The sequence below is a fragment of the Tsukamurella asaccharolytica genome (assembly GCF_007858435.1).
Taxonomy (GTDB): Bacteria; Actinomycetota; Actinomycetes; order Mycobacteriales; family Mycobacteriaceae; genus Tsukamurella; species Tsukamurella asaccharolytica.
Map to the genome: position 1 here is coordinate 485,002 of NZ_VIGW01000002.1, position 23,175 is coordinate 508,176.

Below are 23,175 nucleotides of genomic sequence, written 5' to 3' on the forward strand. Positions count from 1 at the left end.
CCCCCGCGCCGCTGGGCATCCGCTCCGATCTCGACGCGCTCCCCGCATACGTTCCGGGCAAGTCCGCGCCGGGCGCGATCAAGCTCGCCTCCAACGAGATCGTCGACGGTCCGCTGCCGTCGGTCGCCGCGGCTCTCACGGAGGTGCTGCGCAGCGCCAACCGGTACCCCGACAACGGCGCCGTCGAGCTCAAGGCCGAGCTGGCCAAGCTCACCGGCGTCACCGAGGATCAGCTGCACGCGGGCTGCGGCTCCGTCGCCCTCTGCCAGGACCTGGTCCAGGTCACCTGCCGGCCGGGCGACGAGGTGATCTTCGCGTGGCGCAGCTTCGAGGCGTACCCGATCGTGACCCGGGTGGTCGGCGCGACGCCGGTCCAGGTCCCGCTCACGGCCGAGCACGCGCACGACCTGGACGCGATGGCCGCCGCGATCACCGACCGCACGCGACTGATCTTCATTTGCAACCCGAACAACCCCACGGGCACGACGATCTCCGAAGAGGCCCTCGAAGCGTTCCTGCGCACGGTGCCGCCGCACATCGTCGTCGCCCTCGACGAGGCCTACTTCGAGTACCACCGCGACAACGATCAGACCGGCGAGCGCATCGACGGTGCCGCCCTGATCGCGCGGCACCGCAACGTGATTGCGCTCCGCACCTTCTCCAAGGCGTACGGTCTTGCGGGCCTGCGGGTCGGCTACGCCATCGCCGACCCGACGCTCATCGCCGCTCTCACCAAGGTGCACCTGCCCTTCTCCGTCAGCGTGCCCGCGCAGGCCGCCGCGATCGCGTCACTCCGTGCCAACGACGAGCTACTGGCCCGCACCGAGGCCGTCGTCGGGGAGCGCGCCCGCGTCCGCGACGCTCTACGGGAGGCCGGATTCGAGGTCCCGCCCACGCAGGCGAACTTCGTCTGGCTCCCCCTGGGACCCGACGCGCTGCGATTCACGGCCGACGCCGCGGAGGCCGGCCTCCTGGTCCGAGGCTTCGACGGGGCCGGAGTCCGGGTCACCGTCACCGTGCCGGAAGAGAACGACGCCTTCCTCTCCTTCGCCACAGGGTGGCGGCGGTGAGCCTCGGACGGTACGAGTTCGCCTTCACCGCACATGTTCCCGTCCGCTGGTCGGACATGGATGCGCTGGGCCACGTGAACCACGCACGGATGGTGACGCTGCTGGAGGAGGCCCGTATCCAGTGGCTGCTCTCCGCCGGGGAGAAGTACGCGCCGCTGATCAAGAGCGCCTTCATCGCCGACGTGGCGATCGCATACAAGGCACAGCTCTACCACGAGGACTCACCGGTGCAAGTGGGCATGTACATCGCGTCGAACCGCAGCGTCGACTTCACCATCGGTTACGAGGTCCGCGCGAAGGGCGCCGCGCCCGAGTCGCGACCGGCGATCCGCGCGACCACGCAGATGGCGGTCGTCGACATCGAACGGCGCAGCCTGCGGCGCCTCACCGACGAGGAGAAGACCTACCTCGCGTCCTGGTCGCGCGGCTGAACGGGCGCGGGCTTCCACGCCTTCGGCGCCTGCCCCGGGAGCCTCGTATCCGGTGACCGCGTCCCGGGCCGCGCACCCGCTCCGCCGGTGCCGGTGCCGGTGCCGGTTTCTGGGGCGGGGAGGGCGTGCCGCGCAACGTCGGGCAACGCGGGCGGGAGGTCGCCGCGCGCGCCCATGATCTGCCCGGCGACGCGACGTGCGCTCTGCGTGGAGATCTCGCGCTCACCGGCGCGCTGTACCAGCTCGTGGATCTGCTGATCGATCGACTCGATCGACATCCGACGGGGCCGCTTGGAGTCCGCGACGTCCACGAGGTCGCCCACGCGGGTGAGCGCGGTGACCCGGTCGACGAGTTCGTCCCAGACCTTGTCGAGCTCGCCCGAGCGCGCACCGTCGGCGAGTCCGGGCGCGTACCGCAGCTGACCCCAGACGGATTTGAGCTGGACGACGTCGGCGGAGATCTGTACGAGGTCGGTCGGCAGGTCCAGCTGGCCGAGCTGCTCGTCGAACTGGCCGGCGCTCACCGACCGGGAGTAGGTGACCTTGTCGTAGACGAGGCCGGCGATGTAGAGCAGCACGTCGTAGCGGTCTTCGAAGACCAGTACTCCCTCGTCGGGCGCGCCGTGCCCGTCGACCCACCCTGCGAGCTGCGGCGCGAGCCGCAGCGCCGGCCCTGCCATCCGCGCGACGGTCCGTGCGGCGACCGCGGCGGCGGAGGGGGTGAGCGGCAGCGGCGTCAGGCACAGCGCGTCGAAAAGAGCGTCGCGCTCGTCGAGGTCGAGGTGCACCGCGTCCTTGCGGGCGCGGCGCACGGCGCGGACCCCCGCGGCGAAGGAGATGCGGTTCAGGGTGAAGGCGTGCCTGAAGCCGGCGAGCTTGCGCCGCGCATCGGCACCGCGGACCGCGTCGGCGGCGGCCTTGGCCTGCTGCAATGGGTTGGCCGGGGCACCGTCGGCAGTGGGCGGTGACGTCTCGTGCTCGGCGATCCGGCTCAGCCGGCGCAGCTTGGAGTAGCCGCCGATGTCCGGGAAGGCACGCTCGGTATCGAACCGGTTGAGCACCACCTCGCGGGCGGCGGGCGGGAGGTAACCCGCCGCGATGAGCAGCGCGGCCTCGTCGGAGAGGTCGCGGCGGGGCATGGGAATGGCGCGAGCGTCGCACCACCGGCGCACCGGCGCCTCGATGTGCACCTCAGGCTCTTGCGCGGACATCCGTCACCCCCTTCTGTTCGACGTGTGCTTCTCATCATCCCCGAAGGGCAGGGCTGCGCGCAGCGCCCACGCGAGCGGGACGGAGACGAGCGAGGCCGCGAGGAAGGCGACCGCGGTGCTCCCGGTGAACGGCGGCCACCCGAAGACGTCGAGGACCAGGACGTCCATGACGATGAGGTGCACCAGGAAGTACTCGTAGGAGATCCCGCCCAGCCACACCATCGGCCGGCTGCCGAGCAGCCGGTGATACGGCGTGCGCGACGCCGGCGCCAGGCCGAGCGGGGCGATCAGTGCGACCGCGATCAGCAGGTACAGCGCCGACTTCACCAGCGCCTCCCCCTGGCTCGCCGGCACCATCGTCGGCGGACCGCCGATCACCGGCAGGGCGGAGACGATGAACCCCGCGGCGGCGACCGCGAGGCACACGGGCGTCGCCCACGGCGGCCACCGCCGGACCAGCGGGGCCACGACCGTCAGCGCCATTCCCCCGACGAACCACCACAGGTAGGCGGGTGGCCAGATGCGCGCGGTGAGCTCGATCTCGGGCGCGATGAGGATCCACACCGGCGTGATCGCGGCGACCGCGGCGAGGCCCCCGAGGAGCCGCGCGGGCCGCCACCGGTACCGGCACAGGACCGAGGTCAGCGCCCAGCCGATCAGCGGAAGCGAGAGGTAGAAGGCCACCTCCACGGCGAGGCTCCACGCCTGCGTCAGGCCCACGCGCAGGTGCCCGAAGCCGTAGATCTGGGTGAAGGTCAGGTTCCGCAGCAGCCCGTCGACGCCGCGACCCGACGGGTTGGGCTCGTACCGGATGAGACCCAGCGCGTACACGGCGACGACCACGACCCAGTACGCGGGCACCACGCGCCGGAATCGATGCCATGCGTACCGCCGAAGGTCGGGCTGGTGGCCCGCGCCGTCCTGCAACAGGCGCACCCACGGCCGGAACAGGAGGAACCCCGATAGCGCGAAGAAGATGGGCACGCCGATCTCGAGCCGCGCCCACAGGTGACCGGCGAAGTCGTCGGTGTAGTGCCCCGTCGCGAACGCGGCGTGGGTGAGGCACACCATGCCCGCCGCGACCGCACGCAGCCCGGTGAGCGACGCCACCCGACTCTGCTGCATCCCCTCATTTTGCCCGCTGCCCCGTGGGATCCACCGGCCGGGCGAGTGCGCCGTGCTGATCGAGTCGCGTACCCCGGTCCAGGATTCAGCAGAAGCCGCACTCGCCAGTGACGGCGAGCTCGGTGAAGCAGTTGGGGCAGAGCTTCGCCGGGCGGGGCTCGGGCTTGGCCGGGGCGGCCGCCTTGGCGGGCCGGGCCGACGGTGCCTTCGTCGCCCGCGGGGCGGCAGGCGTGCGAGCCTTGACGACCCGCGCGCTCGATGCCGCTTTCCCGGGCTTCACCCTGGCGAGGCGCGCCGCGGCGACGCGCTGCGCCTCCTCCAGCTTGGGGGTGAGCTGCGGTGTCGCACCGTCCGGCATCGTCGCACCGAAGTGGAGGTAGCAAGCGAAACGCGCGGCCGCGGCGTGCTGATCGAGGTTCTCCGGGACGGGAAGGCCCGCGGCGGCGACGGCGTAGGCGTAACCCTCACCGACGGTCTGGTCGTGCGTGACCATGAGCGCGACGAGCGGCGGCTCCCCGGCCGCCCGGCACCGATCCGTCACGCGACGCTGCAGCGCCGCGATCCACAGGCGTACGGGCGCGCGGGTCACGACGCCGGCGTCGGCCTGGGCGCGGGCGGCGAGTTCGGCGAAGCTGATGAAGGATCCGTACCGTCCGGCGAGCTCGACGAGGGCGGCGTGCGCAGTCTCGGCCCACAGATCGAGCGCCTCGGAGAAGGGGACGGACAGTTCGTTGGCGGTGCGCCAGGCATCGAGGTCGATCGGGTCTTCGGGGGCTGCAGCGCCAGGATCGCTCACCCTCTCAGTTTCGACGATCCATGGGCTACAACGCAAACCGTCGACGTCGACGTGAAGTCGACCACACGATGTCGGCCACGCCGACGCGGTCACCGCGCGAACTGCACCACCACGTCGTAGCCGAGCTTGCAGATGAACGCCGAGACCACGACGAGGAAGACGATCTTGACGAAGCCGCTGCCCTTCGCGACGGCGGTCCGCGCGCCGAGGTAGCCGCCCGCGACATTGGCGCAGGCCATCGCCACACCGAGCTTCCAGTAGCCCGCGCCCTGCGGAAGGAAGACCACGAGCGAGGCGAGATTGGTCGCGAGGTTCGCGACCTTCGCCTTCGCGGACGCCTCGAGGAAGGCGTAGCCCATGAGGCCGACCATCGCGAAGACCAGGAACGAGCCGGTGCCGGGGCCGAGCGCACCGTCGTACACCCCGATGGCGAAGCCGGCCACCCCGGCGGTCACGAGGTGCCGGTGCCCGCGGTACCGCAGCTCCGTCTCGTGGCCGAGGTCCGGCTGGCGCAGCGTGTAGACGAAGACTGCCACGAGGGCTACCAGGATGATCGGGTTGAACGCCGACCGCGGGAGGTGCGAAGCGATGATCGAGCCGGCGATCGCGCCGGCGAAGGCGGGGACGGCCAGGGCGACGGCGGTCCGCCCGTCGGGCCGCACGCGGCGCCAGTAGGTGATGCTGCTCGTCGTCGTGCCGGCGATGCCGGCCATCTTGTTGGTCGCGAGCAGGTGGATGGGCGCGGCCGTGGGGAACGCGATGAGCAGCGCGGGGAGCTGGATCAGACCGCCCCCGCCCACGACGGAGTCCACCCAGCCCGCAGCGAGGGCTGCGAGCAACAGCAGGAGCAGCGTCGTCGTGGTGATGTCGGGCACCGCCCGATCGTGCTGTAATGGCCTTGTGCATATCAACCCTTACGGCGAGGGCCCGGTGCTGCTCGCGGTCGAGCTGGCGAACGATCCGGCCGTCGACCTCGCCGATCTGGTCCGACGGTGCGCCGCGCACGACATGCTCGTCGAGACCGTCGGCGCGGAGGACTTCGCCGGCTGCCGCGCCCTGATCGACGCCTGGCTCACCGTGGTGGACGCGGAGGACGTCGCCACCCGGGTCGAGCGGCTCAATGCACTGCTCGCCGAGCACGCCTCGCATCCGCGCGTCACCGACCACGCCGGAACCGGCTGGCACATCCACTACCGCGAGTCCGGCGCGACGCTCACCGGCCAGCTCGCCGTGCTGATCCTCACCGGGACCGCTCTGCACCTGACCACGCGCGGCATGAACCGCCTGGGGCGGTGCGCATCGTCGGACTGCGCGTCGGTGTTCGCAGACGTCTCCCGCAACGGTCGCCAGCGGTACTGCTCACCCCGCTGCGGCAGCCGCGAGGCGGTGCGCCGGCACCGCGCGAGTTGATTCAGGGGACCGCGCCTCCCCTGAGCTGCGCGGAAGCGGAGGGATTGAACCTCGGATGGTTTCACCCAGCGGCCCTCCGCGCTGTCCTCCGACGTACGGTGCAGGAGCGCTCCGCCCGGCGCCCATCGACGCCCGACTCGCTCCCCTCAGCCGCCACGAGCCACGCGGCGCTGATCACTTCGCGTCACCCAGGCGTCGCTCCTCGGGGCGAGCAGCGATGCCCATCTACGATTCCGTCATGGGCAAGCACTCGTCGGGCGAATCACCAGACCTGTCTGGGAAGCTGCTCATCGCGACGCCCATCTGCCTGATCATGGGCGTTTTCGCCATCTGGATCGGCATCGTGACGATTCACGAGCCCGCGACGTGCGACCTCAAGACGATGACAGCAGCGGACCTGTGCGAACTCGGACGGAAGATGCTGGATGAGAAGGTGATCGACAATGGGCGCTCGAACCCGCCCGACGGGAGGTACCGCACGCTCGATCAGCAGGAGGCGTACAACCGCGTCGCTGCGCCCGCTTACGTACTGGTCGGTGTCGCGTTCACCGTTGGGTCGATTTGGCTCGGCGTTCTACAAACTCGCGGACTGCGGGCACGGCGGCGGATTCGCCAACAACGGAACGGTAGGACGAAACTTCGCGAACGGCAGGAGCATGACAGCACCTCTAACAAGCCTGCGGTCGCCTCGTCCCAGACTGAGCACACGGGAACTGATACCACGTGAGCACACACGACGCCTGCTTAGGTGACGCCCGATGCACCTCGGAGGATCCCCTCATGAAGCTTCTCACCCATTAACTCGACGCGAACTGCCCCGTCATCCACCCGCCCGAAGGCGAGCGAGGGGTCGAGGCCGGTCCCTCGGAGCCCGGTCACGCCCGTGGCGCCGATGGAGGCCGGCGACATCCCAATCTAAGGCCAACAGCATCCCCCTAGACACAAAAGAGGCCGTCAGCTTGATGCTGACGGCCTCTTCTGATGCTCACCGGCCCTGCTGCCACACTGATGCCAAAATGAGTGACCCCTAACCTCGCTCGGGATCCACGGCACCTGCGCGTCCCGACCGCAGCAAGCCGGTTTCATTGTGGCCTAATACCTTTGACTACCCTGTGCGAATCAGAACGGAACAGGTCGGTCCCCTCCTGGCTACTTGTCCCCCGCGGCCTTGAGGATCAGGTACGCCGCAGCAACCGCTTGCCGGGACTGCACTTCTGTTGCCTGGCCGATGAAGGTGAGATGTCGGCCCACCTGCGCGACACAGGCTACGAACGCCTCCTGCGGAACGCATCCGGCATTGTCGTCAGGCACGCCAGGGACCGACTGCGGAGTGCCCACAAGAAGTACCGACTTCGCCGCTGTCGCCGCCGCCTGGTCCTTGAAGCGCATGACGCTCGTCAAGGTCGTGCGCCCGACGAGCTGCAGACCGGCGAGCGTTCCGGCGGTCCCTATGCTCAGCTCGAAGACGTGTGGCGTCATCCAGCCGCCGAACAACCCTATCTCGTCAGAGAGCCCGAAATAGCTCGGATCTGCCGACTTGATGGTCCGCGAGACTATCCCGTCGACGTCCATGGTGACTCTCGGGCGAGATTCCCCAGGCGGCATTTGCGCGGGCGCGTATACGTGGAGGTTCTTGATCTGAGCCTTTATCGCTGCAGTAGTCAATCGAGTCTGCGTCGCTGCGTCCGGCTTCGTGGTGCCCTCAGTGAACGCTGCGGCGACGGCAACCATGCCCGCCCCCGCGAACGAGACCTCGACGCGAACCGCCTTGGTTCCACAGTTGCCGGTTGCCACAGGTTCGATCACTTGGACCGCACGGCGAGCCGCTGCGTCATCCCGGAAGCGGAGCAAACCGACGGTGAGCCCCTTCTGCTTATCGGCACTCGTAGCTCGGGCCATGAAGCCTGTCAGGACCTGACCTGGGCCTACTTCTGCCACATTTTGCCTGGTCAGAATGCACTGGCCGCCCTCCGTGGTGAAGTACCCGGTGTTGAAGACAGGCAGCGAGCCTGCGGCAGGCGTGGCAATCTCAGGATCGATCTCCCGCGGGTTCACAACTGCGTCCGCGACACGCCAGCCCTCCTGCTGCCACGCGTCTGCATCTGTCTTGGCTACGACATTGCGCGGCGTGGTCGGATAGTTCCCGGTGTCCAGCTTCGGAGCAAGCGATGATGGCGCGACGGCGGTCCCCGCCACCGTCGACGAGCACCCGGTCAGTAGCAGTACCGCCGCACCGGTGATGCTGGCGATAGTCTTCCGTCTCCCCATGCCAGGGAGCATATCGGTTACTAAACCATCAGAATAGAAATGGGAACGCCGGCCCTGGGACTGACAGGAACAAGACGGCCCCCACACGCAGAACAAGCTCTTTACGACGGGTTCGCGGATTCGGGCCACCCAGGGGTTGATACTGTCCGTCTTCTCACGTCACGAAGCTCGCGAAGGGGCACGAACCGGACATGCAATACCTACTAGTGCTCGTCGTCATCGTTACCGTCGTCAGCTTCATTGTGAAGCAACTACCCGCCGTGCTCACCCTCGCGGCCATCACGGCCGCGATCTACCTGACCTACCGCACGATTCGACACATCAGGATGAAGCGCTACTTCGGTAGCGAGCCATTCCAAGCGCGCAAGGCCCAGCTATCGGGCGTCGTCGCAGAACACAACGACATCTCGGACTACGTCGCCGATATCCGTCGCACTGGCTCGTTTCAGCTAGGAGGCGCTACCACCGGTCAACACGCGCACCTCGCCCAGTTCCAGAACACAAGCCGACACAAGTACAAGCGCGACCGAAACACGGCCGACTACGGCGCGACAAACGTTCACAACTGCTCGCTCCAGGTGGTCCGCAACGCCAGCTCCGACCCGCTCAAGTATGTGATGAAGTACTTCAACATCAAGGCGGACGAGCAGCACCTCGCCAGAGTCGAGGACCTTGGCCGGGACATCGGCCGCCTCGAAGGGGCCCTAGCGAACCTGCAACGCCGCGAGCAGGAGATCACCAAGTCGTTCAACCCGCCCGCATTCATAATCAAGCACTACGCCGACGAGTTCATGACACAGGTCGGCGTCACCCTCTCGCCGATCGAGGTCCCCTACCCCCGATACGTGTTCGAGTACGTCAGTGCCGGAGGCAACAGCTCCCAACGAACCGTCGTCGACATGCACGGGCAGGCCATCGACGCGCTGATAGAGATGATGGCGCAGCGGATCCGGTTCCGGAACAGCGCCGCAGGCCAACGCGCACTGATGACCTCCTCGCTGCGGAACTCGATCAAGGCACGCGACGGTTACGCCTGCCGGAACTGCTCGGCATCGGTGGCAGTCGAGCCGAACTTGCTCCTGGAGATTGACCACATCATCCCGGTGTCGCGCGGCGGCATGTCAACCGCCGACAACCTCCAGACACTCTGCTGGCGATGCAACCGTTCGAAGTCGAACAAGATGCCAGCCTAAGCCGCCTGTTTTGGAAGCCCGGGCGCATCTCACCCGTCGCGCGCCTGGTTCGCCGTCGCCCCAAGCTTCTCGATCAGACGACTGGAATGCACACGCCGGCCAGGGGGCCTACAGGAACAAAGAACAGCCCGTGCCTACGTGGCCGGGGCACGCCGACGGTGGGGTGCTAGCACTCCGTGTGTAGGGGCACACCGATCCCAAGGACCTCGGGCGCGCCGCCGCAGCGCTTGCACACCCCTGACCCTCCCCAGCGGTTCTCGCGTGGGGATTTGTGGGGATCAACGCGTGAGGGAAGGTTCCTCAGCTAGCGAGAAACCTTTCCCGAGCTACGCGGAAGCGGAGGGATTTGAACCCCCGGTGGTTTCACCCACGCTCGCTTTCAAGGCGAGTGCATTCGGCCGCTCTGCCACGCTTCCCTAGCGCGGTACGATACCGGACCCACCAGGCAGGCACTGCTCAGCGCCGCTCACCGGAACGACCTCTTCCTCGCTGTCGTCGGGATCGCATGCCCGACCCCGGCGCGTCACGGTCTCCTCGTCGCACCACAGCAGGCGCGACGGCCACGCCCATGTGCTACCCATGAAGTATGAGGGCCATCGGCGTCGACGAGACCACGCAGGACCTGCGGCTCATCGACCTCCCGATCCCCGAACCAGGCCGTGGCGAGGTGCGCATCGCGGTCGCGGCGACGGCGGTCAACCGCGCCGACCTCATGCAGCGCCGCGGGCTGTACCCGCCGCCGCCCGGCGCGAGCCCGATCCTGGGCCTCGAGGTCTCGGGCACCGTCGACGCCGTCGGCCCGGAGATCGAGGGCATCACCGTCGGCGACGAGGTGTGCGCGCTCCTGTCCGGCGGCGGCTACGCCGAGTACGCGCTCGCGCCCGTCACCCAGTGCCTGCCCGTCCCCGCCGGGGTCTCCCTCGTCGACGCGGCGGCGCTCCCCGAGGTGGCCTGCACCGTCCACTCCAACGTCGTCACCGAGGCGGGGCTCCGCGCCGGCGAGACCCTCCTGATCCACGGCGGCGGCAGCGGGATCGGCACTCACGCCATCCAGCTCGGCAAGGCCCTCGGGGCGACGGTGGCCGTCACCGTCGGCTCCGAGTACAAGGCGGGGCGCTGCCGAGACCTCGGTGCCGACCTCGTGATCGATTACCGCGAACAGGATTTCGCGGAGATCCTGCGAGATCGGGCCGACGTGATCCTCGACATCATGGGTGCGAAGTACCTGCCCTCCAACGTGAGCGCCCTCGCGCCGCACGGCCGACTCGTGATCATCGGGATGCAGGGCGGCGTCGAGGGAACCCTGAACATCGGTGCGCTGCTGAAGAAGCGAGGTCGGGTCAGCGCCACGAATCTGCGTGGCCGTCCCGCCACCGGGCCGCACAGCAAGGCCGAGGTGGTGGCTGCGGTCCGCGCCCACGTCTGGCCTCTCGTCGCCGACGGTGCTGTGCGCCCCGTCGTCTCCGCTCGACTCCCGCTCGCTGAGGCGGCCGCCGCCCATGACCGCTTGAACTCCCCTGAGTCCGTCGGAAAGGTGCTCCTGACCCCATGATCGACGACCTCGCCGCCCTCCTCCTCGAGGCACAGATCGCCTTCGCGCGTCGCCAGCTCCGGGACACCGCATACCACTCGTTGGTGATCGACGAAGTGGACCACGCGCTCGGTGTCGCCTCCGAGCTGACCCTCGCCCAGGCCGTCACCCCTGACATGATCAAGGCCGTCGCCGCGAAGTACACCGTGCAAGTGCCCGTCGAGGGCGCCATTCCCGAGCTCGTCGGGGAGATCGCCGGCCGCCTGTACCGGCACACGGTCAACGACAGCACCCGCCTCGACGAGGTCATCGACAGTCACAACTTCGAGAAGCTGCTGGGCACGGTGACGGAGATGGACCTCACCGGGCGGGTTCTGCAGGCCCTGTCCGAGAGCCCGGTGACCGAGGACGCCGTCACCTCGATCCTGCACACCGCGGCCACGTCCGCGGCCGACGACGCCAACCGCGTCCTCGCCCGGAACGCGGTGACGCGCACCGTCGCCGGCGTCGCGGCCCGCGCCCTCCGCCCCGCACTCCCCGCGCTCGGCCAGAGCGCCGATGCGGCCGCCCGACGGGGCGTGCGATTCGCCCTGCGCCGCGCCGCCACCGAGGGCGATGAGACCCTCGCCGACGCCGTCCGCGAATTCTGGCGCCAGCACCGCGAGAGCGCGGTCGCCGAGTACCGAGGGGTGCTCACCGACGGCGACGTCGAAGACCTGGTGGTGCTGATCTTCGAGTTCTGGCGCACCTTCCGCGACACCGACTACTTCCGCGCGCTGCTCGACGAGGGCATCGACCACGTCTTCGACAAGTACGGCAACGCCTCGCTCTACGAGCTGCTCGCCGAGCTGGGCGTGGGGCGCGAGGACATGATCGAGGAGGCCCTGCGCTTCGGCCCGCCGGTCATCGCGACGCTGGACGAACGCGGCGTCATCGAGGACCTGTTGCGCCGCCGCCTCACCCCGTTCTTCGAGTCCGCGGAGTACCGCGCAGCGATCGGCGACTGACGGATCTCACGCGAACGCGGCCACCAGCACCACGACGGCGGCCACCGCGACGATCGCGCCGCCCGCGACGGTCACGATCCGCCGCATCCGCGCCGTGGAACGCGCCCGCAGCACCGCGCCCAGACCGACGAGGACGAGATTCCACCCGACCGAGGCGATGCCGACGCCGATCGTGAAGGCCGTCGCCACCGGCGGCCGGTGCAGCCCCTCCCCCATCCCGACGGCGATCGCGCCGAAGTAGACGAGCGGGAAGGGGTTGACGGCCGTCAGCCCGAAGAACATCGCGTAGCGCGCCCAGCCGGCACCGTCGCCGACGGCATCGGCACCGTCGGACTCCTCCGCGACGGGACGGAAGCCGTTGCGCACCATGACGACCGCGACCACGAGCAGGAGGACGCCGCCCACGGCGGCGGGCCAGCGGCCCCACTGCGCGACCAGGGGCGTGAGGACGGAACCCGCCGCGAGCGCGAGCACCGCGAAGAGCAGATCGGCGGTGCCGACCCCCGCGGCCGCCGGGACGGCACGGCGCCAGCCTCGCGAGGCGCCCTCGTGCAGGAGCATCACGCCGATCGCGCCGAGGGGCAGTACGGCCCCGAGGCCGGCGAGGATCCCGGCACCGAACGCCGTCGCCAGCGCCGACGGTTCCACCCGCTAACCCAGGGAGGCGAGGGCGCGGACCAGTTGATCCACGTCGTACGGGGTCGAGTAGGGAGCGAGCCCGACGGTGACCGCGCCCCCGTACTCGGGTACGCCCAGGCCGGCGAAGTACCGGCTGGGCACGTTCGACAGCGCGCACACGCCGTTATCGGCGAGACGCTTGGCCGCCTTGGCGGCCGGCACGCCCGGCATCGTGAACGAGACCGTGGGCACCCGCCGCTCGGCGCGACCGATGATCGCCACCTGCGGCGCGGAGGCCAGCGAGTTGAGCAAGTAGGACAGCAGCCGCTGCTGGTACTGGCGCAGTCCGAACATCGAGTGCTCCAGCCGGTCGCGCCGGGTGCCGACCGACGACTCGTCGAGGCCCGCGAGGTGGTCGATCGACGCGATGAGCCCGGCGAGCATCGCGTACTGGTGCTCGCCCACCTCGAACCGCTCCGGCCCGGTGAGGCTCCGGTCGGGGTTCACTGCGCGCAGCCGGCCGAACAGCGACGGATCGCGGACGGCCATCGCCGCCACCTGGGGCCCGCCCCAGCGGTTCGCGCTGACGAGCAACACGTCGGCGCCGAGTCGTTCGATGTCGAGCAGCTCGTACGGCGCGGCGCTCGTGGCATCGACCACGAGCAACGCGCCCACCCGATGGGCGGCCTGCGCGGCCGCGGCCACGTCGATGACGGTGCCGATGGTCGACGAGGCATACGGCACGGCGATCACGGACGTGCTGGGCCCGGCGAGCTCCTCGAACTGCCACGCCGGGACCTCACCGGTCTCGATGTCGGCTTCGACCCAGCGGACGCGCCCGCCGCCGCGGTCCGCGACGCGCAGCCACGGCGACTGGTTCGCATCGTCGTCCAGGCGGCACAGCACGATCTCCGAGCCCAGGCCCAGGCGCGCGCTCAGCGACTCCGCGAGCGAGTTGAGCAGCTGCTCCCGGCTGGGTCCGAGCACCACGCCCTCGGGCTTGCCGCGCACCAGATCGGCCACGGCGACGCGAGCGGCCTGCACGATCGAGCGGGTGTGCGCCGCCGCGGAGTAGACGCCGTAGGGGTTGCTGACGAAACCGCGGAAGGCGTTCGCCACCGCCGAGGAGACCGCCCCGGGGATCTGCGCTCCGGCCTGCGGATCGAAGTGGATCCACCCGTCTCCCAGCGCAGGATAAAGCCCCCGGACGCGGGCAACGTCGAACGCGGATACCGCAACCGCAGTCGATGCCCGGCCGGGCGCACCCTGGCCTTCGGAGAACGTGTTCACTGGGACGCAGATTACACCGCCGCCCCGACGACACCGTGGTCCGCCCGCGGGAGCTGCCAGAATGGTGGCATGAGCGATCACGACGACGTGGAGATCATTCCTGCAGGAACCGACACGAGCACGCCCGGATCGGACGACGCGGACAACACCGCCGAGGAGCTGCACGGCATGGTCGAGCAGCCCGCGAAGGTGATGCGCATCGGCACGATGATCAAGCAGCTCCTCGAGGAGGTGCGGGCCGCGCCGCTCGACGAGGCCAGCAGGGCGCGCCTCAAGGACATCCACCGGACCTCGATCAAGGAGCTGGAGGACGGCCTCTCGCCCGATCTGCAGGCCGAGCTGGAGCGCCTCGCGCTGCCCTTCACCGACGATTCGACCCCGTCGGACGCGGAGCTGCGGATCGCCCAGGCGCAGCTGGTCGGCTGGCTCGAGGGCCTCTTCCACGGCATCCAGACGGCACTCTTCGCGCAGCAGATGGCGGCGCGCGCCCAGCTCGAGCAGATGCGACAGGGCGCCCTTCCTGCGGTGATGAACCCGGGCCCGGAGTCGCAGACGGGCCACGGGCAGTACCTGTGACGGGGCGGCGGCCACGCGCGGGACGCCCCACCGAAAGGCCCCTGCGACGTCCCCGCGCGACGTGCGCCGGGCGGGCAGTCGCGGCGGGTACCCTGGCCTACCGTGCCCGTCGATAGCCCCAACGCCGCCGAACCGGCGCCCCTCGTCTCGGACTCGCGCACCTTCTCGCGCGCGATCCGCGACCTGGTCGACGGCGCCACCGTGCACCGCGAGCTCTGGCTCGAGCTCGGCTGGCAGGACATCAAGCAGCGCTACCGCCGGTCGGTGATCGGCCCCTTCTGGATCACGATCGCCACCGGCGTCACGGCCAGCGCGCTCGCGCTGCTGTGGTCGGTGCTGCTCGGCGCCGACGTGAAGACCCTGTTGCCGCAGCTCACCGTCGGTTTCGTCCTCTGGGCCTTCATCCAGAGTTCGATCATCGACGGCGCCGAGGTGTTCATCGCCAACGAGGGGCTGATCAAACAGTTACCGGCGCCACTGTCGGTTCACGTCTACCGGCTGGTGTGGCGGCACATGCTGTTCCTCGCCCACAACATGATCATCGTGGTGATCGTGCTGGCGATCTTCCCGCCGAAGCAGTGGTCGTGGACGCAGCTCAGCGTGATCCCGGCGTTCGCCATGCTGGCGATCACCGGCGTCTGGGTCTCGATGTCCTTCGGCATCCTCGCCACCAGGTTCCGCGACATCGCGCCGCTCCTCACCGCTCTGACGCAGCTGCTGTTCTACATCACGCCCGTGGTGTGGACGCTCGAAACCGTGCCCGGGGGCAACAGCGAACGCGCCCAGCTGGTGAAGCTGAACCCGCTGTACCACTACCTGGAGCTGGTCCGCGGCCCGCTCACCGGCAAGCCCTTCGATCCCCAGCACTGGTACGTGGTGATCGGCTGCACGATCGTCGGCCTGGGGCTGACCCTGGTGCTGATGAAGCAGTTCCGTTCCCGAGTCGCGTATTGGGTGTGAGATGACCGTTTCCATTCGGACGCAGGGCGCCTGCGTCGACTTCCCGGTGTTCGACGCGAAATCGCGCTCGATCAAGCGCGCGGTCATGGGCTCGGCCGGCGGCGCGGTGATGGCCGACGACAACGTCGTCGTGGTCGAGGCCCTGCGCAACATCACCATGAGCCTCAACGAGGGCGACCGGGTCGGCCTGGTGGGCCACAACGGCGCAGGCAAGTCGACGCTGCTGCGGCTGTTGGCCGGCATCTACGAGCCCACCCGCGGCTCAGCCGTCGTGCAGGGCCGCGTGGCGCCGGTCTTCGACCTCGGCGTGGGCATGGACCCCGAGATCTCGGGCATGGAGAACATCATCATCCGCGGCCTGTTCCTCGGACAGACCCGCAAGTCGATGCTCCGCAAGGCCGATGAGATCGCCGAGTTCACCGAGCTCGGCGACTACCTCTCGATGCCGCTGCGCACCTACTCCACGGGCATGCGCGTGCGGATCGCTCTGGGCGTGGTCACCTCGATCGATCCCGAGATCCTGCTGCTCGACGAGGGCATCGGCGCCGTCGACGCCGAGTTCATGCGCAAGGCCCGCAAGCGACTCTCCGCGCTCGTCGAGCGCTCCGGCATCCTCGTCTTCGCGTCGCACTCCAACGAGTTCCTCGCGCAGCTCTGCGACCGGGCCATGTGGATCGACCACGGTGAGATCCGTCAGGAGGGCGGCATCGAGGAGGTCGTGACGTCGTACGAGGGGCCCGACTCCGGCGCACAGGTACGCAAGGTGCTCGACAAGCTCGAGGCCGAGAAGGATGAGTGACGCCCGGGGCACCGTCGTCGCGGTGGTCGTCACGCACGACCGGGCCGCCCTGCTCGCGAAGTCCCTCGAGGTGCTCAGCTCGCAGGAGCGCCCCGTCGACCACCTGATCGTCGTCGACAACGCCGCGCAGGACGAGGTGCGCGCGCTGGTCGAGTCCCAGCCCGTCGCCACCACCTACCTGCCCTCGCAGTTCAACCTGGGCGGCGCCGGCGGCTTCGCGCTCGGCATGCTGCATGCGCTCGCGCTGGGCGCCGACTGGCTCTGGCTCGCCGACGACGACGGCCGGCCCGAGGGCCCACGCGTGCTCGGCACGCTGCTGGCGTGCGCCGAGAAGCACGGTCTCGCCGAGGTCTCCCCCGTGGTCTCGACCATCGACGACCCCGAGACCCTCGCCTTCCCCCTGCGCCGCGGCCTGGTCTGGCGGCGCAAGCGGTCGGAGCTGATCGACCCCGCGGCCCCGTCGCACGACGTGCTGTTGGGCATCGCCTCTCTCTTCAACGGCGCGCTGTTCCGCAAGGACACGGTGGCCGCCGTCGGCGTGCCCGACCTGCGCCTGTTCATCCGCGGCGACGAGGTGGAGGTGCACCGGCGCCTCGTGCGCTCCGGGCTCCCGTTCGGCACCTGCCTGACCACCGCCTACCTGCACCCGAACGGGGCCGACGAGTTCCGGCCCATCCTCGGCGGGCGGATGCACACGCAGTACCCGGACAACGAGACCAAACGCTTCTTCACCTACCGCAACCGCGGCTACCTGCAGTCCCAGCCGGGCATGCGGAAGTTGATCCCGCAGGAGTGGGCACGGTTCGGCTGGTTCTTCCTGGTGCAGCGGCGCGACCTCGCGGGCTTCCGCGAGTGGCTGCGCCTGCGCAAGCTGGGGCGCGACGAGCGATTCACCCGCCCCTGACGGACACCGCGCGCGGCTCCTATTGAGGGGGCGTCAGCAGAGCGACCGGTATGTCTCTATTATCGTCGGCATGGGAACGAGCCTGGTCTCCGATCTTCTTCCGCAGGGTCGCGCCCTGCTGCGCATGCTTCAGCGACGGGTCGTCGACCCGTCTCGCCCTGATGTCGCGCTGCGCGCCCTCGGCTACAACCGGAAGTACGGTCCACAGGCCGCACTGGTGATCAAGAGCGCCGCCGAGAGCCCCGACCGCATCGCGATCGTCGACGAGCGCGGCACGCTCACCTACGCGCAGTACGAGGCGCAGTCGAACGCCCTGGCCCGTGGCCTGCTCGCGTCGGGCCTGAAGTCCGGCGATGTCATCGCCGTGCTGGCTCGCGACCACCGCGGCCTCCTGCTCATCATCAGCGCCGCCGCCCGCGCGGGCCTGCGGCTGGCCATGATGAACACCGGCTTCGCCAAACCCCAGTTCGCCGAGGTCTGCGAGCGCGAGAAGGTACAGGCGGTGTTCCACGACAGCGAGTTCACCGGTCTGCTGGACGCGCTGCCCGACGACATGCCGCAGTATCTGACCTGGGTCGACGACGCCGACGGGCTTCCCGAGGGGTCGCAGACGATCGATCAGCTCATGTCCGGCCGCGACGCCACGCGCGTCCCACCGCCCGAGAAGCAGGGCGGGTTCATCATCCTGACCTCGGGCACCACCGGCCTGCCCAAGGGTGCGACCCGCAGCAAGGTGCCCTCACTGGCAACGGCGATGCTGGTCGACCGCATCCCGTTCCGGCGCCGCGGCACCGTCGTCATCGCCTCGCCGATCTTCCATTCGACCGGCTTCGCCATGTGGTCCGCGGGCATGTCCGTCGGCTGTACCACTGTCACCATGCGCCGGTTCGATCCCGAGAACACGCTCAAGCTGATCGCGGACAACCGCGCCGACATGCTGGTCGCCGTGCCCACGATGCTCTCCCGCATGCTGAGCCTGCCCGCGGACACGCTCGCGAAGTACGACACCAGCTGCCTGAAAACGGTCGTCGTGGCCGGCTCCGCCGTCTCCCCCGAGCTCTCGGAGAGGTTCCAGGACGTCTTCGGCGATGTGCTCTACAACGTCTACGGCTCCACCGAGGTCGCCGTCGCCACCGTCGCGACGCCGCGCAACCTGCGCACCGCGCCCGGCACCGTCGGTAAGCCCCCGGTCCTCACCACGGTCCGCCTGTACGACGAGAACGACCGTCTGGTCGAGGGCGTCGGCAACCGGGGCCGCGTCTTCGTCCGCGCCGGCGCGCCCTTCGAAGGCTACAGCGACGGCCGCACCAAGCAGATCATCGACGGCCACCTCGCGTCGGGCGACATCGGCCACTGGGATGAGCACGGCCTGCTGCACATCGACGGCCGCGACGACGACATGATCGTCTCCGGTGGCGAGAACGTCTATCCGCTCGAGGTGGAGAACCTGCTGGCCACCCGCGACGACGTCGTGGAGGCCGCGGTGATCGGCGTGCCCGACACCGAGTACGGCCAGCGCCTGCGCGCCTTCGTCGTGATCGACGGCGGCGCCCCGTCCGACGAGGACGCGCTCGCGGACGATCTCAAGGAGTTCGTCCGCGGCAACCTGGCCCGCTTCAAGGTGCCGCGCGACGTCGTCTTCCTCGACACCCTGCCCCGCAACCCCACGGGCAAGATCGTCCGCCGGGAGCTCCCGAAGGACTGACGATGTCCGGTCATCCGTCCTAACGATCATGAGAACGGGTGACCGAAAGTCCGCGCGCCGGAACCCTGCGGCCTGCTGATGCGTCCAATGGGTATGTGGAATCGCGCCGCGCTGGTGTTCGCCGCCCAGGATGGGGTGGCCACCCGCAAGCAATTGCATGCCGTCGGTGTGAGCGACTCGATGATCGCGGTGCGGATCGACGCCGGTGAGATCGTCCGGGTCCGGCCCGGCCTCTTTCGCACGAAGCACCACCCGCACACCGACAGGACCGCGATCCGCATCGGAGTCCTGCTCGCGGGCGGCATCGGTGACCGCGAAACCGCTCTGTTCTGGCAGGGGATGGTCGACACGGCACCCGCGTCGATCAGCGTCACCGTTCCGGTGGACCGGCGTCTCCGCTCGACTGCCGGCTATCCGATTCGCACGCGTCGGCGCGCGCTGGATCCCGCCGACGTGGCCGAGGTCGACGGACTCGCCGTCACCGGGAAGGCGCTGACCGTCCTGGAGGTGGCGGACGCGAAAGTCATGGATCGTGCTCTGCAGCGGAAGGACGTGACGCTCGACCAACTATCGGCCGCACTGGACCGGAACGCGAACGCCAAGGGCATCGGCTCGGCCCGCGCGGTCTTCAGCGTGGCGTCCGGGGACACCGAATCGGAAGCGGAGAGGCTGTTCGTGGCGCTGCTCCGCCTCCACGGCATCACGGGATGGCACGCCCAGCTCGGGTTCCGGGGGTGGGCGATCGATTTCGCGTTTCCGGAGCTCAAGCTCGCGATCGAGATCAACGGGTGGGCCTTCCATCGCTCGCGTGCCCGGTGGCACAGTGATCAGAACAAGGCGAACGCGCTGACCGTCGCCGGGTGGTCGGTCCTCAACTTCTCCTGGCACCACCTCACCGACGATCCCGAGGGTGTCATCACCACCCTTGCCGACGCGATCGGTGCTCGCGCGGCCTGACGCCGCATTCCGTCGGCGACGACGAGAAATGTCCGGTCATCCGTCTCAACGATCATGAGTACGGATGACCGGACATCCGGTCGGCACCGACGAGCTCAATGCCAGCCGCTTCGGCGTGGTCACCAGTAGGTGTGCCGGGTCATCGGCAGCGGCTGGGGATCCGGCCCCTCCGCGGGCGGCGGCTGCACCAGGTGCACCACCTGGAGGATGTGGAACTGCTCCTGGTGCACCACCGCGAGGCCGCCGTCGTCGAGCGAGACCTGCATGTCGGTCCCCATGAACCGGAACGGGCGGAAGGTCCACCAGAGGTTGCCGTTCTCCTGCCGGAAGTCCTCCTCGGGCCGGTCGGCGTCGGCGAGCACCCAGGCGGCGGTGCACTCGTCGGCGGCCCACGACGCCCACTGGTTGACGCCCTTCTCCTTGTCCCAGAGTTTCCCCTCGGAACGCCGGTCACCGTCGTTGCCCATGTCGCGCAGCCCGTCGAACATCCCAGGCAGGCCGTCGTGCGCGATGCGCAGCGAGGGCCACGCCCAGCTCGGCTGCACCTGGAAGAAGACGCAATCGCCGGGGCGGGCATGGTCACGGATGTAGCGGGCGGCGTAGCTGAAGTCGCTACCCCCCGGCTTCGACAGGGGGCTGTGCTGCCACAGGTAGCCGGGGATCGCGGCCACCGACAACACGGCGAGCAGCGCCGCGCCGGCCACCCGCGGACGAGGCAGCGACCGCGCCACCGTCGTCACCGCGGCCGCGAGCACGAGCACCACCCCGGGCACCGTGAAGCTCACGTACCGCCCCACGTACGACGGGACGACCGGCGAGACCAGCAGGATCGCGGCCAGCGGCACCAGTGCGCCGGCCAGGCCGTAGCGGAGCGCGTCCGCCAGGTCCGACGGTACGCCCCGCCGCCACCACAGCAGCGCCGCGACGGCGATCACGAGCCAGGCCGCGATCGCGAAGGCGTACGAATGGTCGAACCACTGGTCGACCAGCACGTTCTGGAAGATCCGCCACCCCGGCCAGCGCAGCCAGGAGACCTGGTCGCGCTGGGTGGCGGCGAGGATCAGCACGGGGCTGGCGAGGACGATCGCGCCCGCGGAGACGATCGCGGCCGGGCGCAGGACGGCGCGCGTCCGGGTCCGCGGGTCCGCGGCGAAGACCGCGAGCACCGCGAGGACGAGCGTCGCGGAGTACAGGAAGAGCACCGTCGCGAGAAGCAGCGCCGCGCCGTAGGCGAGCCAGGCTCGCCCAGCGCGGGGATTACCGGCCGACGATGCCGCCCGGTGCGCGGCGATCAGCACGAGCGCTGCGGAGGCGATGACCCATGCGTAGGACCGCGCCTCGACACCGGACCACGTGAGCCGCGGGAGGATCAGCGCGATCACCGCCGCGACCAGCGCGAAGGTCTCGCCGCCGAGCCGCCGCGCGAGGACGTAGCAGGCCGCGGTGGCCGCGCCGACGCCCAGTGCCGAGAACGCCCGCAACGCCGTCTCGTCGAGGCCGAAGACCAGCGAGAAGGTCCGCACGCCCCAGTAGTAGAGGCCGTGCACCGCGTCGATGTTCGTCAGCAGGTGCCACAGCTCGCCCGGCGAGCGATCCATCGCGGAGGCGGTGGCGAGCTCGTCGAACCAGACGGACGGTCGCCCGCCCTGCCACAGCGACAGGAGAACGCCGAGGAGCGCGAAACCCCAGGGAACGAGCCGAATTCTCCAGGGCCGAGTTGCCGGGGCCATCACATCAGTCGGAAGATCACCGTGCGCTGGACGATGAAGTTGACGACCGTCGCCGTGCCCTGGGCGACCACGAAGGCGACGAGGCGGTTGAGGTAGCTGCCGATCCCGTCCTCGGGTGGCGGGAACAGCGTGTAGAAGGCCATGTAGATGCCCAGCTGCACGCCGTACATCGCGATGTACAGGGCCCACACCGCGATCATCCGCTTGGTGGAGGGCTCGGCCTGGAAGGTCCAGCGCCGGTTGAGCAGGTAGGCGGTGGTGGTGCCGCAGACGAAGCCGATGGTCTTGGCCAGGGCCTCGTCGAGGCCGAGGAACTTGCCGAGCAGCAGGGTGATCCCGAAGTCGACGACCGCCGAGAAGCCACCGGTCAGCACGAATCGCACGAGCTGGGTCTTGAGATCGAGGGGTACCCGATCGGCGGCTTCGGAGGCGGTCACGAGGTCACAGCGTACTTCAGAAATCCTTCGTCATTCGAATACGTCGTCCGGCTCCGACGGATCCTGCTGCTGCCGCTTACCGATCAGATAGGCCGCCCAGGCCGCGCCCGCACCACAGATCGCGCCCACGAGGCCGCCCGCCAGCGTGGCCGCGTCGCCCTCCAGGACGCCGAGTTTCGCGGCGAGGATCACGGCCAGCGCCAGATACAGGGGTACCAGCGTCACGAGTCCGACGGTCCTCCGCCTGCCGGTGTTGAACGCCGCGGCGATCGCGTAGTAGGCGACGCCGTGCCGCGCGCAGTAGCGCTGCACTGCGCCGATCTGGATGAGGCCGGGTGCCACCGCCGCGACGATCGCCGCAACGATCGCACCCTGCAGCGCGGCGATCACCGCGACCGCCAGGAAGGCGTAGGTGGCCCAGAAGAAGCCCACCGACGAGGCCCGGTAGTACTCGTCGCGATTGCGTTCGTCGCCCCAGGCCGGGTCGGACGGTGCCAGGATGTACTGCTCAGCGCGGGTCAAGGGCGCCATTGTTCTCCTCCTCCGGTACTGGGAACAGCTCTTCCACGGTGGAGCCGAGGACCCGGGCGATCTTCACAGCGAGGTACACGCTGGGCGCATAGTCGCCCTTCTCGACCGAGACCACCGTCTGCCGGCTCACGCCGACCGCGGCGGCCAGCTCGGCCTGAGTGATCCGTCGTGCGCGTCGTCGGGCGCGCACCGGGTTCTCGTCGTCCACGGACTGAAGTCAAGCATTCTTGACTTTTGATGTCAAGCATTCTTGTCACTAGTAGTGATGTCCGGCCTCGCCACGGCGCTCCGCTCTCATTCCTGCCCGAATCCGGGCAGATAGTTGACACGGAACCGTCGGGCACGGAAGATCGACCTCGTGCCGGACAGCGAGCTCGTGGATCACGTCGCGCGGACCACGGGGCTCTCCGCCACCGAGGCCGTGCGTGTCATCGACGACGTCACGGCCTACTACCGGGAACCGGTCGAGGAGTTCGTCCGCCGCCGCCACCGCGACCTTCAGGGTCGCGGCGCCAAGAACGCCGAGATCTTCGCGACCCTCGCCGACGAGTTGAGCAGCCGGCTCGTCGCCGCACCCGATCTCACCGAGCGGCAGTTGCGCCGCCTCATCTACAGCTAGGAGCCTT

Annotated in this window: 25 protein-coding genes and 1 tRNA gene; 14 read left to right on the top strand and 12 right to left on the bottom strand. The window is 69.3% G+C overall.

Annotated features, from left to right (window positions below; all coding sequences use genetic code 11):
• The first annotated feature begins 11 nt into the window (after window positions 1-11).
• Complete coding sequence (gene hisC, locus FK529_RS05760; protein WP_438947176.1) at window positions 12-1,070, top strand: histidinol-phosphate transaminase; 1,059 nt, start codon at window positions 12-14, stop codon at window positions 1,068-1,070.
• Entirely contained in the window at window positions 1,067-1,501 is a 435-nt protein-coding gene (locus FK529_RS05765) for an acyl-CoA thioesterase (RefSeq protein WP_146560042.1), read from the top strand. The genes hisC and FK529_RS05765 overlap by 4 nt, the downstream gene beginning before the upstream one ends.
• Here the strand turns inward: FK529_RS05765 and FK529_RS05770 are convergent.
• The 4 genes from FK529_RS05770 to FK529_RS05785 form a co-directional block, all read right to left on the bottom strand.
• Window positions 1,474-2,712 (bottom strand): hypothetical protein, encoded by a 1,239-nt coding sequence (locus FK529_RS05770; RefSeq protein WP_146560043.1) that lies wholly within the window; start codon window positions 2,710-2,712, stop codon window positions 1,474-1,476. The genes FK529_RS05765 and FK529_RS05770 overlap by 28 nt on opposite strands.
• A 3-nt stretch (window positions 2,713-2,715) precedes the next feature.
• A complete protein-coding gene (locus FK529_RS05775) occupies window positions 2,716-3,837 on the bottom strand; it encodes an acyltransferase family protein (protein WP_146560044.1) in 1,122 nt (373 codons plus the stop codon).
• Between the two features lie 85 nt (window positions 3,838-3,922).
• The gene (locus tag FK529_RS05780) at window positions 3,923-4,633 is read right to left on the bottom strand and encodes a hypothetical protein (RefSeq protein ID WP_146560045.1); all 711 of its coding nucleotides are present in this window, start codon (window positions 4,631-4,633) and stop codon (window positions 3,923-3,925) included.
• Window positions 4,634-4,722: 89 nt separating this feature from the next.
• Window positions 4,723-5,508, bottom strand: coding sequence for a sulfite exporter TauE/SafE family protein (locus tag FK529_RS05785; protein ID WP_146560046.1), 786 nt, complete (start codon window positions 5,506-5,508; stop codon window positions 4,723-4,725).
• Between the two features lie 25 nt (window positions 5,509-5,533).
• On the opposite strand from FK529_RS05785, the gene FK529_RS05790 reads away from it, so the two are divergent.
• Both FK529_RS05790 and FK529_RS05795 read left to right on the top strand, forming a co-directional pair.
• Entirely contained in the window at window positions 5,534-6,043 is a 510-nt protein-coding gene (locus tag FK529_RS05790) for a CGNR zinc finger domain-containing protein (protein WP_146560047.1), read from the top strand.
• Window positions 6,044-6,281: 238 nt separating this feature from the next.
• Window positions 6,282-6,770 carry a hypothetical protein gene (locus FK529_RS05795; RefSeq protein WP_146560048.1) on the top strand — a complete coding sequence of 163 codons (489 nt, stop codon included), beginning with the start codon at window positions 6,282-6,284 and terminating at the stop codon, window positions 6,768-6,770.
• Between the two features lie 422 nt (window positions 6,771-7,192).
• Here FK529_RS05795 and FK529_RS05800 read toward each other — a convergent pair whose 3' ends face one another.
• A complete protein-coding gene (locus FK529_RS05800; RefSeq protein WP_146560049.1) occupies window positions 7,193-8,311 on the bottom strand; it encodes a DUF7373 family lipoprotein in 1,119 nt (372 codons plus the stop codon).
• A 206-nt stretch (window positions 8,312-8,517) separates the two neighbouring features.
• On the opposite strand from FK529_RS05800, the gene FK529_RS05805 reads away from it, so the two are divergent.
• Window positions 8,518-9,504 carry an HNH endonuclease gene (locus FK529_RS05805; RefSeq protein ID WP_231702937.1) on the top strand — a complete coding sequence of 329 codons (987 nt, stop codon included), beginning with the start codon at window positions 8,518-8,520 and terminating at the stop codon, window positions 9,502-9,504.
• A gap of 331 nt (window positions 9,505-9,835) precedes the next feature.
• Here FK529_RS05805 and FK529_RS05810 read toward each other — a convergent pair.
• A tRNA-Ser gene (locus FK529_RS05810) sits at window positions 9,836-9,920 on the bottom strand.
• 170 nt (window positions 9,921-10,090) lie between these two features.
• On the opposite strand from FK529_RS05810, the gene FK529_RS05815 reads away from it, so the two are divergent.
• Both FK529_RS05815 and FK529_RS05820 read left to right on the top strand, forming a co-directional pair.
• A complete protein-coding gene (locus FK529_RS05815) occupies window positions 10,091-11,056 on the top strand; it encodes an NAD(P)H-quinone oxidoreductase (protein WP_146560051.1) in 966 nt (321 codons plus the stop codon).
• Complete coding sequence (locus FK529_RS05820; RefSeq protein WP_146560052.1) at window positions 11,053-12,042, top strand: hypothetical protein; 990 nt, start codon at window positions 11,053-11,055, stop codon at window positions 12,040-12,042. The genes FK529_RS05815 and FK529_RS05820 overlap by 4 nt, the downstream gene beginning before the upstream one ends.
• Before the next feature lie 6 nt (window positions 12,043-12,048).
• Here the strand turns inward: FK529_RS05820 and FK529_RS05825 are convergent, their stop codons facing one another.
• Both FK529_RS05825 and FK529_RS05830 read right to left on the bottom strand, forming a co-directional pair.
• Window positions 12,049-12,690, bottom strand: a complete 642-nt coding sequence (locus FK529_RS05825) for a LysE family transporter (RefSeq protein ID WP_146560053.1) — start codon at window positions 12,688-12,690, stop codon at window positions 12,049-12,051.
• Window positions 12,691-12,693: 3 nt separating this feature from the next.
• Window positions 12,694-13,950, bottom strand: a complete 1,257-nt coding sequence (locus FK529_RS05830) for a cysteine desulfurase-like protein (RefSeq protein ID WP_146560054.1) — start codon at window positions 13,948-13,950, stop codon at window positions 12,694-12,696.
• A gap of 69 nt (window positions 13,951-14,019) precedes the next feature.
• Between FK529_RS05830 and FK529_RS05835 the strand changes: the two genes are divergently transcribed.
• The 6 genes from FK529_RS05835 (at window position 14,020) to FK529_RS05860 (ending at window position 19,851) form a co-directional block, all read left to right on the top strand.
• Window positions 14,020-14,526: a bacterial proteasome activator family protein gene (locus FK529_RS05835; protein WP_146560055.1), complete on the top strand. Its 507-nt coding sequence runs from the start codon at window positions 14,020-14,022 to the stop codon at window positions 14,524-14,526.
• A gap of 102 nt (window positions 14,527-14,628) precedes the next feature.
• On the top strand, window positions 14,629-15,486 hold the full coding sequence (gene wzm, locus FK529_RS05840; protein ID WP_146560056.1) for a galactan export ABC transporter permease subunit Wzm/RfbD: 858 nt from the start codon (window positions 14,629-14,631) through the stop codon (window positions 15,484-15,486).
• 1 nt (window position 15,487) lies between these two features.
• Window positions 15,488-16,285: a galactan export ABC transporter ATP-binding subunit Wzt/RfbE gene (wzt, locus tag FK529_RS05845; protein WP_146560057.1), complete on the top strand. Its 798-nt coding sequence runs from the start codon at window positions 15,488-15,490 to the stop codon at window positions 16,283-16,285.
• Window positions 16,278-17,189 (top strand): galactofuranosyltransferase GlfT1, encoded by a 912-nt coding sequence (gene glfT1 / locus FK529_RS05850; protein ID WP_146560058.1) that lies wholly within the window; start codon window positions 16,278-16,280, stop codon window positions 17,187-17,189. Before wzt ends, glfT1 begins: the two co-directional genes overlap by 8 nt.
• 70 nt (window positions 17,190-17,259) lie before the next feature.
• Entirely contained in the window at window positions 17,260-18,894 is a 1,635-nt protein-coding gene (locus FK529_RS05855) for an acyl-CoA synthetase (RefSeq protein ID WP_146560059.1), read from the top strand.
• Between the two features lie 87 nt (window positions 18,895-18,981).
• Complete coding sequence (locus FK529_RS05860) at window positions 18,982-19,851, top strand: type IV toxin-antitoxin system AbiEi family antitoxin domain-containing protein (RefSeq protein WP_158635058.1); 870 nt, start codon at window positions 18,982-18,984, stop codon at window positions 19,849-19,851.
• A gap of 119 nt (window positions 19,852-19,970) precedes the next feature.
• On the opposite strand, the gene FK529_RS05865 is transcribed toward FK529_RS05860, so the two are convergent.
• The 4 genes from FK529_RS05865 to FK529_RS05880 are packed head-to-tail and all read right to left on the bottom strand — an operon-like array spanning window position 19,971 to window position 22,757.
• Window positions 19,971-21,581 (bottom strand): glycosyltransferase family 39 protein, encoded by a 1,611-nt coding sequence (locus FK529_RS05865; RefSeq protein WP_146560061.1) that lies wholly within the window; start codon window positions 21,579-21,581, stop codon window positions 19,971-19,973.
• Window positions 21,581-22,018, bottom strand: coding sequence for a GtrA family protein (locus FK529_RS05870; RefSeq protein ID WP_146560062.1), 438 nt, complete (start codon window positions 22,016-22,018; stop codon window positions 21,581-21,583). Before FK529_RS05870 ends, FK529_RS05865 begins: the two co-directional genes overlap by 1 nt.
• A 30-nt stretch (window positions 22,019-22,048) precedes the next feature.
• On the bottom strand, window positions 22,049-22,549 hold the full coding sequence (locus tag FK529_RS05875) for a hypothetical protein (RefSeq protein ID WP_146560063.1): 501 nt from the start codon (window positions 22,547-22,549) through the stop codon (window positions 22,049-22,051).
• Window positions 22,527-22,757 carry a helix-turn-helix transcriptional regulator gene (locus FK529_RS05880; protein ID WP_146560064.1) on the bottom strand — a complete coding sequence of 77 codons (231 nt, stop codon included), beginning with the start codon at window positions 22,755-22,757 and terminating at the stop codon, window positions 22,527-22,529. The genes FK529_RS05875 and FK529_RS05880 overlap by 23 nt, the downstream gene beginning before the upstream one ends.
• A gap of 150 nt (window positions 22,758-22,907) precedes the next feature.
• Between FK529_RS05880 and FK529_RS05885 the strand changes: the two genes are divergently transcribed.
• Window positions 22,908-23,168, top strand: coding sequence for a hypothetical protein (locus FK529_RS05885; RefSeq protein WP_146560065.1), 261 nt, complete (start codon window positions 22,908-22,910; stop codon window positions 23,166-23,168).
• Window positions 23,169-23,175: the final 7 nt, after the last annotated feature.